This is a genomic window from Pseudomonas sp. REP124 (assembly GCF_020164475.1).
Taxonomy (GTDB): Bacteria; Pseudomonadota; Gammaproteobacteria; order Pseudomonadales; family Pseudomonadaceae; genus Aquipseudomonas.
This window is the reverse complement of sequence record NZ_JAIQWX010000036.1, coordinates 38,352-46,874: the sequence shown is the minus strand read 5'-3', so window position 1 is coordinate 46,874 and position 8,523 is coordinate 38,352. Positions and strand designations below refer to the sequence as shown.

At 60.0% G+C, this 8,523-nt stretch carries 9 protein-coding genes and 1 pseudogene; 7 read left to right on the top strand and 3 right to left on the bottom strand.

Annotation, left to right across the window (positions count from 1 at the left end; translation table 11 throughout):
- Positions 1–49 precede the first annotated feature (49 nt).
- Complete coding sequence (locus K9857_RS11855) at positions 50–1,042, bottom strand: GlxA family transcriptional regulator (protein WP_224535906.1); 993 nt, start codon at positions 1,040–1,042, stop codon at positions 50–52.
- A gap of 102 nt (positions 1,043–1,144) precedes the next feature.
- On the opposite strand from K9857_RS11855, the gene K9857_RS11850 reads away from it, so the two are divergent.
- The 7 genes and pseudogenes from K9857_RS11850 (at position 1,145) to K9857_RS11820 (ending at position 6,344) form a co-directional block, all read left to right on the top strand.
- Complete coding sequence (locus K9857_RS11850) at positions 1,145–1,696, top strand: cysteine hydrolase family protein (RefSeq protein ID WP_224535904.1); 552 nt, start codon at positions 1,145–1,147, stop codon at positions 1,694–1,696.
- Positions 1,697–1,929: 233 nt separating this feature from the next.
- A complete protein-coding gene (locus K9857_RS11845) occupies positions 1,930–2,511 on the top strand; it encodes a YjfI family protein (protein ID WP_224535910.1) in 582 nt (193 codons plus the stop codon).
- A 36-nt stretch (positions 2,512–2,547) separates the two neighbouring features.
- The gene (locus tag K9857_RS11840; protein ID WP_224535902.1) at positions 2,548–3,246 is read left to right on the top strand and encodes a PspA/IM30 family protein; all 699 of its coding nucleotides are present in this window, start codon (positions 2,548–2,550) and stop codon (positions 3,244–3,246) included.
- A gap of 71 nt (positions 3,247–3,317) precedes the next feature.
- Complete coding sequence (locus K9857_RS11835; RefSeq protein ID WP_224535900.1) at positions 3,318–3,998, top strand: DUF2491 family protein; 681 nt, start codon at positions 3,318–3,320, stop codon at positions 3,996–3,998.
- 14 nt (positions 3,999–4,012) lie between these two features.
- The gene (locus K9857_RS11830) at positions 4,013–4,441 is read left to right on the top strand and encodes a DUF350 domain-containing protein (protein ID WP_224535897.1); all 429 of its coding nucleotides are present in this window, start codon (positions 4,013–4,015) and stop codon (positions 4,439–4,441) included.
- A 16-nt stretch (positions 4,442–4,457) separates the two neighbouring features.
- A complete protein-coding gene (locus K9857_RS11825; RefSeq protein ID WP_224535895.1) occupies positions 4,458–5,174 on the top strand; it encodes a DUF1190 domain-containing protein in 717 nt (238 codons plus the stop codon).
- A gap of 12 nt (positions 5,175–5,186) precedes the next feature.
- A pseudogene (locus K9857_RS11820) lies at positions 5,187–6,344 on the top strand (glutathionylspermidine synthase family protein).
- A gap of 70 nt (positions 6,345–6,414) precedes the next feature.
- On the opposite strand, the gene K9857_RS11815 reads toward K9857_RS11820, so the two are convergent.
- Both K9857_RS11815 and K9857_RS11810 read right to left on the bottom strand, forming a co-directional pair.
- A complete protein-coding gene (locus tag K9857_RS11815) occupies positions 6,415–6,927 on the bottom strand; it encodes a single-stranded DNA-binding protein (protein WP_110965122.1) in 513 nt (170 codons plus the stop codon).
- Positions 6,928–6,936: 9 nt separating this feature from the next.
- A complete protein-coding gene (locus tag K9857_RS11810; RefSeq protein WP_224535894.1) occupies positions 6,937–8,334 on the bottom strand; it encodes an MFS transporter in 1,398 nt (465 codons plus the stop codon).
- Positions 8,335–8,523 lie beyond the last annotated feature (189 nt).

Below are 8,523 nucleotides of genomic sequence, written 5' to 3'. Positions count from 1 at the left end.
CGCTTTCGCGAGCAAGCCCGCTCCCACAAGGGGATTTGTGGTGTGGCGGCTAACGGGATGCAACCCCCGGCGTCACCCCAAACCGCGTCCGATAATCACTCGGCGCCAGCCCGGTGATTTTCTTGAAGGTCGACCGAAACGCGCCCGGGTCCTGATACCCGACAGTCCAGGCAATATGATCGATAGTCCCATTGGTGAACTCGAGCATCTCCCGCGCCTTGCCCACCCGCAGATGCTGGCAGTATTCGGTGGGTTTGAGCCCGGTCGCTGAACGAAAGCGCCGCAAAAAAGTGCGTTCCTCCAGCCCCGCGCGCTCGGCCATCGCGCTAAGCGACACGTCAGTGGCACCAGTGCTCTGCAGCCAGTGCTGCACCTTGAGGATCGAAGCATCGCCATGGCTCAGGATCGGCGCGAAATTGCTGCCGCACTCGCTGGCGCTGTCGCTGTGTTCCACCACCAGAAAACGCGCGGTGCCGGTGGCGATGCTCGGCCCCAACAGGCGGTCGACCAAACGCAGGCCCAGCTCGGACCAGGCCATCAGCCCGGCGGTGGTGATCAGGTCGCCGTCATCGACGATGGGCGTATCGGCCTTGAGCTTGATCGCCGGGTAACGTTCGGCGAAGGATTTGGCCGAGGTCCAGTGGGTCGTGGCGCTGCGACCGTCAAGCAGACCGCTTTCGGCCAACAGCAGCGAGCCGACGCACACCCCGCCCAGGGTCGCGCCATTGGCATGCTGCTGCCGCAGCCAATCCAGCAGAGACTGCGGCGCCTGGCCTTCGGTGAAACCGGCGATTGATGGCGGGATCAATACCGCCATCAACCCACCTTGGTTGCGGGGATAACTGTCGTAGACGCGGGTAGGCGTCTTATCGCCATCTGCCCGCCAATGGCTGACGCGCAGAAACGGCAAATGCGCAGCTTGATGCTCTGCGGCGACTCCGTTGGCCACCTCGAACAGATCAGTCAGCCCATGCACCGCCGCCATCTGCGCGCCGGGATAGATCAACACGCCCAGTTCGACGATTGCCCTTTGTGCATCCATTGTCAGTTTTCCCCCGTCTATTGTCGGTGCGGCCAATCCCCGATCGGAGCGCCAGCGCCAATACTACATTCCACACCCAAACCGCACTTCGAGGAAACAGTCATGGCCAAGCAAGCACTCATCGTAGTTGATATCCAGAACGACTACTTCCCACAAGGCAAGTGGCCGCTGGCCGGCGCCGATGCCGCCGCGGACAACGCCGTACGCCTGCTCAAGTCCTTCCGTGAAGCCGGTGATTCGGTGGTGCATATCCGCCACGAATTCACCTCCGACGCCGCACCGTTCTTCACCCCGGGCTCGGAAGGCGCAAAATTGCACCCCAAAGTCCTCAACCAGAACAACGAACCGGTGGTCCTCAAGCACTTCGTCAATTCGTTCCGCGAAACCGAATTGCAGTCGATCCTCGACGAGCAAGGCATCAAGGAACTGGTGGTGGCCGGCAGCATGAGCCACATGTGCATCGACGGCATCACCCGTGCCGCCGATGACCTGGGCTACAGCGTCACGGTGATCCACGACGCCTGTGCCTCCCGCGATCTGGAATTCAATGGCGTGACCGTTCCAGCGGCGCATGTGCATGCCGCATTCATGTCGGCTCTCGGTTTTGCCTATGCCAAAGTGATATCGACCGAGGAGTTCCTGTCCGCCAACTGATCGACCCCGCAAACGCTCAAGGCCGGTAGCCTCACACAGGTTACCGGCCTTTTTTGTGTGTCTGAAAATCTCACGCGTGAGCCATTGTGAGCTGTCAGAATTGACTGTAGTGTTTCAGCGCGTGAGTTTTCATAACGGGAGTGGCCACCATGAAAAGCAGCTCTTCAGCACGGGCATCCGCCGGCAAGGAAGAGCGCTCGAAACCGTCCACGAAAAAGCCCTCGAGCTTCTACATGAAGCAGATGCGCGCTGGACTGGCCGCCGCCGGTTATGTGAAACACGAAACTTGGGTGCTTCCGGAAAATCGAAGCCTGCTCAAGCAAATGGAGCAACAGCTACGCCAACCGATTCTGGCTGGCTCATTCATGTCGGAGAATTACATGAGCGCAGGTAACAACTGGACCATCGACCGCCTGTTCACCGCCCTTCAGGCCCTGGACGAAGTGGTATCGCAGGAAATCACCCTCTCCCTCGTCCAAGGCTCCGAATCCAGCATCAAGCTGGAAATGAACGAGTTTGGTGGCCTGCCGATTTACATCGCGGTGGTCGGCGAGCAGATCATCGTCGACACCGTACTGGTCGACATCGACTCGATCAGCGACGTGCGTGCCTTCAACGAAGCCGTGTTGCGCAGCCGCGAGCTGTTCCCGCTGTCCTCGATCGGTATCGAATCCATGCCGAACGGGCAGACCGTCTACAACATGTTCGGCGCGCTGAGCTCCGACTCGAGCCTGACCAACGTGGTCACCGAGATCAAAACCCTGGTGGACAACGTGCATCGCGCCAGCGAAGCCTTCGAACACTTCTTCAAGTAATCCTCTTCCAAGCCATTCGCAAACAGGGAAAATCCAATGACTCAGTCCATCTGGAGCAAGTTGTTCACCGCATTGCGCGGCGGCGCCAGCGAAGTCGGCGAGGCCATCGTCGACCAGCAGGCCCTGCGCATCCTCGATCAGGAAATCCGCGACGCCGACAGCGCCCTGGCCAATGCCAGGCGCGAGCTGGTGACTATCATGGCCAAACACAAACTCTCGGCCGATCGCGTCGGTGAGTACAACGCCAAGATCAAGGACTTGGAGTCCAAGGCACTCGCCGCGATCCAGGCCAATCGCGAAGACCTGGCGCTGGAAGTGGCCGAAGCCATTTCGACCCTGACCAACGATCTGGATGTCGAACAGAAGCAGGCCACCGAGTTCGGCACCTACGCCGACAACATGCGCAAGGACATCAACAAGGCCGAAGCGCGGATCAAGAGCCTGCGCCAGCAAGTGGACATGGCCAAGGCCCGCGAAAGCGTGCAGAAGGCCCAGGTCAGCGCTTCGATTGCCAGCGGTGGCGCCAACGGCAAGCTGGAAACCGCGGTCGGCACTCTCAATCGCCTGCAAGCCAAGCAACAGCAGCGCGCGGCTGAGCTGAACGCCCAGGACGAACTGGCAGAGGCTTCATCCGGCAACGATCTGGATCGCAAACTGCGCGAGGCCGGCATCACCCCGGACGCAGGCAGCGCCAACGCCATTCTCGAGCGCCTGAAAAAACAGTCCGCCGAGTGATCCAGGCGGCAACCGCAGAGCAAGAAGGGCATTGATTGCCCTTCTTTCATTTTGTCGATTCGAGGTCTTCGATGGGATGGTTTAAAAAGTTCATGGGGCTCGAAGCTCCAAACTCGGACTCGAAGTGGATTGCCAACGACAGCGTGCCGTCCAATGAGGCGCTCGCCGGGCCGCTGGGCCTGGCGTTCGGCAAGGGCGTGATGTTCGACTCGACCCTGAAACTGCTGCTTGACGGAAAAACCACCGTGGCGATCCCCGAGTCCCAGCAGATCTGGAGCGCCGGCACCATCGACCTCGGTCAATCGACCTGGCTGTCGCGCTACTACCTCAACGACGAAGATCACTGGCTGCAAGTGCACACCAGCGGCGAAATCGCCGGACAAGTCGAGTCGGTGATCCTGTTCAATTACCTGGATTACGTCACCATCAACACTGAAGCGGAACTGCGCCGGCTGGCAGGTCCCGACAGCCTGATCGGCCTGCCGACCTACACCCACGACGGCGTGGTTTTCACCCGTGAATGGGGCAGCGAGGCCGGCCAGACGGAACTGGTGTCGCTGAGCGAAAACCTGAGCAATCCCGAGGAGACTTACAGCATCGGACACCATTCGATGCTCTACGCCCGCGACACCGGCCTGACCAATCGCCGGGAGTTCCTGCTGTTTTCCGTCGAGGAAGACGCAGAGGGCACCATCAGCCTGAGCACGTCCCGGGGCATCTCGCTGTACACCACCGATCTGACTATTTTTTAAACAGGAAGTTATCCATGCTGGAAGCACTCTCCATCTCCCTGAACAAAGCCGCCGTGCTCGGGTTCGTCTTGTACCTTGGCGGCGCTGCGGCGTTATTCGCATTGTTCCAGCTGATCTACACCCGAATCACGCCCCACAAGGAATTCGAACTGATCCGCTCGGGCAACGTGGCCGCCGCGATTGCCCTGGGTGGCGCGATCATCGGTTTCGCCATTCCGGCCAGCAATGTCATCGCTTACTCCATCAGCATTCTGGATTTCGTTGTCTGGGCCGTGATCGCCGCGTTCGTCCAGTTGCTGGCGTTCCTGATGACCAGCCTGGTGCTCAAGGGCGTGTCCGAGCGCATTCAAAAAGGTGAAATTGCTGCGGGTATCTATGTGGCGGCAGTGGCCATCAGCGTCGGCATGTTGAACGCCGCGTGCATGACCCCATCCCAGAACTGACGGCAGGGAGCGCCGAATGAAACGAAGCAAGTACGTACAGCTTCCGCTGGCCGCGTCGGTCGCCATGGCGATATCGGGCTGCGGGCCAACGGAAAAAACCTACGCTGTGCAGAAGAAGTACAACTTCCAGTCCGTTCAGCAGTGCGCCGATGAAAAGTTGCCGGTGGATGTCTGCTCCGACGCCTACATGACCGCCCTGGCCGAGCATCGCCGCATGGCCCCGGTGTACGACAACCAGGCCGATTGCGATGCCGACTTCGTCGCCGACTGGTGCCAGCAGGACTCGGCCGGCAAGTTCATCCCCCGGCTGGGCGGCTTCGAACTGACGGCTGATGGCCAGGTCACGCAATCCCAGGTGGACGCCGCGCGGGCCCAATTGCCTGCCTCAGAAACCAGCAACAGTGGCGGCGGTTCGGGCTTTTCCACCAGTAGCCTGCTGACCGGCCTGCTGATCGGCAACATGCTGAGCAACAACCGTAACAGCTACTACTCCGAGCCGGTCTATCGCTATCGCGATGATCGTGGCAGCTACGGTTCTTCCACGCTCAGTCAGCGGATCGCCAAGGGCTCAACGTTCTACCGCTCCAACCAGGCGAAATACGGCAGCGGCTACAGCACCACCTCTACGCGCCCGGCCAAGAAACCGATTTCCGTGGCTTCTTCCACCTCCCGTGGCGGCTTCGGCAGCAAGGCCAGTGCCCGCAGCGGCTGGGGCGGCGGATCGAGCAGCTGAGGACGCAAGGCCATGAAGAAAATCCACTGCGCAGAGCGGCATGACTGGAAACAGACGGCCGAGAGCCTCGGCTTTCTGTTCCATACCATCGACGACGAACCCTACTGGGACGAAAGCGCGTACTACCAGTTCACGCTCAAACAGATCGAAAACGATCTGGAAGACCCGACCACCGAGATCCACGAAATGTGCATGGATCTGGTGGCCCGGGTGGTCAAGAGCGAAGAGCTGCTGGAGCGCCTGAGCATTCCTGCGCCCTTCCACGACCTGATCCGCACGTCGTGGCTCGAAGGCCATCCGCACCTGTACGGGCGCATGGATTTCTCCTACAACGGCAACGGCCCTGCCAAGTTGCTGGAGCTGAACTACGACACCCCCACCAGTCTGTACGAAGCCGCCGCCTTTCAATGGGGCTGGCTGGAGCAGTGCATCGAGCGCGGATTGCTGCCCAAGGGTTCCGACCAGTTCAACAGCATCGACACCAAACTGCATCAGGCCTTCGCCCAGCTTCAGCTCAAGCAACCGTTCTACTTTGCCTCGATGAAAGACTCGGTGGAGGACAGGGGCACCACTGACTATCTGCGCCTGATCGCCGAAAAGGTCGGCATCGAATCACGGCACATCGATATAGAAGATATCGGGCTGACCAGTGAAGGCCGTTTCGTCGATCTTGAAGATCGCTGGATCCCTCACCTGTTCAAGCTGCATGCCTAGGAGTTCATCTTCCACGAACCATTCGGCGCGGCGATTGCCGAGAGTGACACGCAGTTTTTCGAGCCGGCCTGGAAGTCGATCCTGTCCAACAAGGGCATCCTGCCGCTGCTGTGGGAATTCAACAAAGGTCACCCGAACCTGCTCGCCGCCCATCTGGATACCGAGCCAGGCAAAGCGGTGCCCAAGGGCTGGGTTCGCAAACCGTACTTCTCGCGGGAAGGCGCCAACATCGAGCTGCAAACCACGGAGGGCCTGATCGTGAAGCAGGATGGGCCTTACACGGACGCACCGTTCATCCTGCAGGAATTCGCCCCGCTGCCGAAATTCGACGACAGCTATACGCTGATCGGCTCCTGGGTGATCGGCGATCAGGCGGCGGGCATCGGTGTCCGGGAAGACAACAGCCTGATCACCAAGGACTCGAGCCGGTTCCTGCCGCACCTGATACTCGACTGAAAAATCGCGGGTAACAAAAAGCCCGGGATCCTTTGGGAATGCCGGGCTTTTTTTGTTCCAAGCGTTTTGCTTAGAACGGGATATCGTCATCAAAGCTGTCGAAATCCGGAGCTGGCTGCGGAGCGGCCTGTTGTGGCGCTGGACGCTGCTGCGGTGCCGACTGCTGAGGGCGTGGAGCCTGCTGGCGTGGCGCGGACTGCTGGTAGTTGTTACCACCGCCTTGTTGGTCACCCTGCTGTGGACGACCGCCCAGCAGCTGCATGGTGCCTTGCATGTCGACCACGATTTCAGTGGTGTAACGCTTGATGCCGTCTTTTTCCCACTCGCGGGTCTGCAACTTGCCTTCGATGTAGACTTGCGAACCTTTACGCAGGTATTCGCCGGCAATTTCCGCCACTTTGCCGAACATCGATACACGGTGCCATTCGGTCTTTTCGACTTTCTGACCGGTTTGCTTGTCGGTCCACTGTTCACTGGTCGCCAGACTCAGGTTGGTCACGGCGTTACCGTTCGGCAGGTAGCGAACTTCAGGATCCTGGCCGCAAGTGCCGACCAATATGACTTTGTTAACCCCACGGGCCATTACGTTCTCCTAGGCTACGCACGCTGCCCCGGCCGGGTTGTTCACCAGGTCTTCCAGGGTGCTGCGATCCAATAGTTCGGTGTCCAATTTGATGTAAATGGCCGCCTCATCAGCGACTATCACTGCATCTGTTACCCCTACGACGGCCTTCAGGCGCTCGACCAGACCCGCTTCGCGGATCGCCTCGGGCGACAACGGCAAGCGCAGGCTTGTCACGTAGGGAGGTTCACGCATGGTAACAGCAAAGGCCAGCCAGAGTGCAGCCAGAGCCGCACATCCCAGGAACACAACCGACAAACCGCCGTGCTGGAACATCCAGCCGCCGAGAATTCCGCCCAATGCCGAACCGAGGAATTGACTGGTGGAATAAACCCCCATCGCCGTGCCCTTGCCGCCAGCCGGTGAAACCTTGCTGATCAGCGACGGCAGCGAAGCCTCCAGCAGGTTGAACGCGGTGAAGAACACCACCGTACCCACCACCAGAGCCCGCAGGCTGTCGCCGAACTGCCAGAAGAATAGCTCAGTGAGCATCAGCGTCACGACGGCACCGAGCAGAACTCGTTTCATTTTGCGTCGTTTTTCGCCGTAGATAATGAACGGGATCATGGCGAAGAACGAGATCAGCAGCGCCGTGAGGTACACCCACCAGTGCTGTTCCTTGGGCAGCCCGGCCTTCTCGACCAGCGCAAGCGGCAAGGCCACGAAGCTCGACATCAACATCGCGTGCAACACGAAGATACCCAAATCCAGGCGCAACAGGTCCGGGTGCTTGAGTGTCGGCATCAAGGCCTGGCGCGCGACGCCGGACTCGCGGTGCTGCAATGGACCGGTGGAGCGCGGCACCATGAACATCACGATCACGATACCCACCAGCGCCATGCCACCGGTGGCCAGGAACAATCCGGAAAGGCCGAAAGCCCGGGTCAGCAAGGGACCGACCACCATCGCCACGGCGAACGACAGGCCGATGGTCATGCCGATCATGGCCATGGCCTTGGTGCGATGCTGTTCGCGAGTCAGATCGGACAGCAGCGCCATGACCGCCGCGGAAATCGCTCCAGCGCCCTGCAGGATACGACCGGCGATCACGCCCCAGATCGAATCGGCGTTGGCCGCCAATACGCTGCCAAGGGCGAATACCACCAACCCAAGGTAAATCACCGGGCGACGGCCGATACGGTCGGAAATGATGCCGAAAGGAATCTGGAAAATTGCCTGGGTCAGGCCATAAGCGCCAATCGCCAGCCCGATCAGGGCCGGGGTCGCTCCGGCGAGGTCCATGCCATAGGTCGCCAGTACCGGCAACACCATGAACATGCCCAGCATGCGGAAGGCGAACACCAGGGCCAGACCGCTCGCCGCGCGGGTCTCGCTGCCACTCATGCGTTCGCTGTGGGGATCGTGCATGGAAAAACCTCGTGTGAACCGGCGGCGATTCTACCAGTCCGATCGATTGACTGGGTATATCGCGACGCTTTGCCGCGTGTAGATGAAAGACCTTTCATGTAAGCCTGCAATGACATCATTCGATAGTGTGCATCCATCCAGTATTTGGCCGTATACTCCTACGTTTTCGACGCCCGCCAAGCGAGGCCA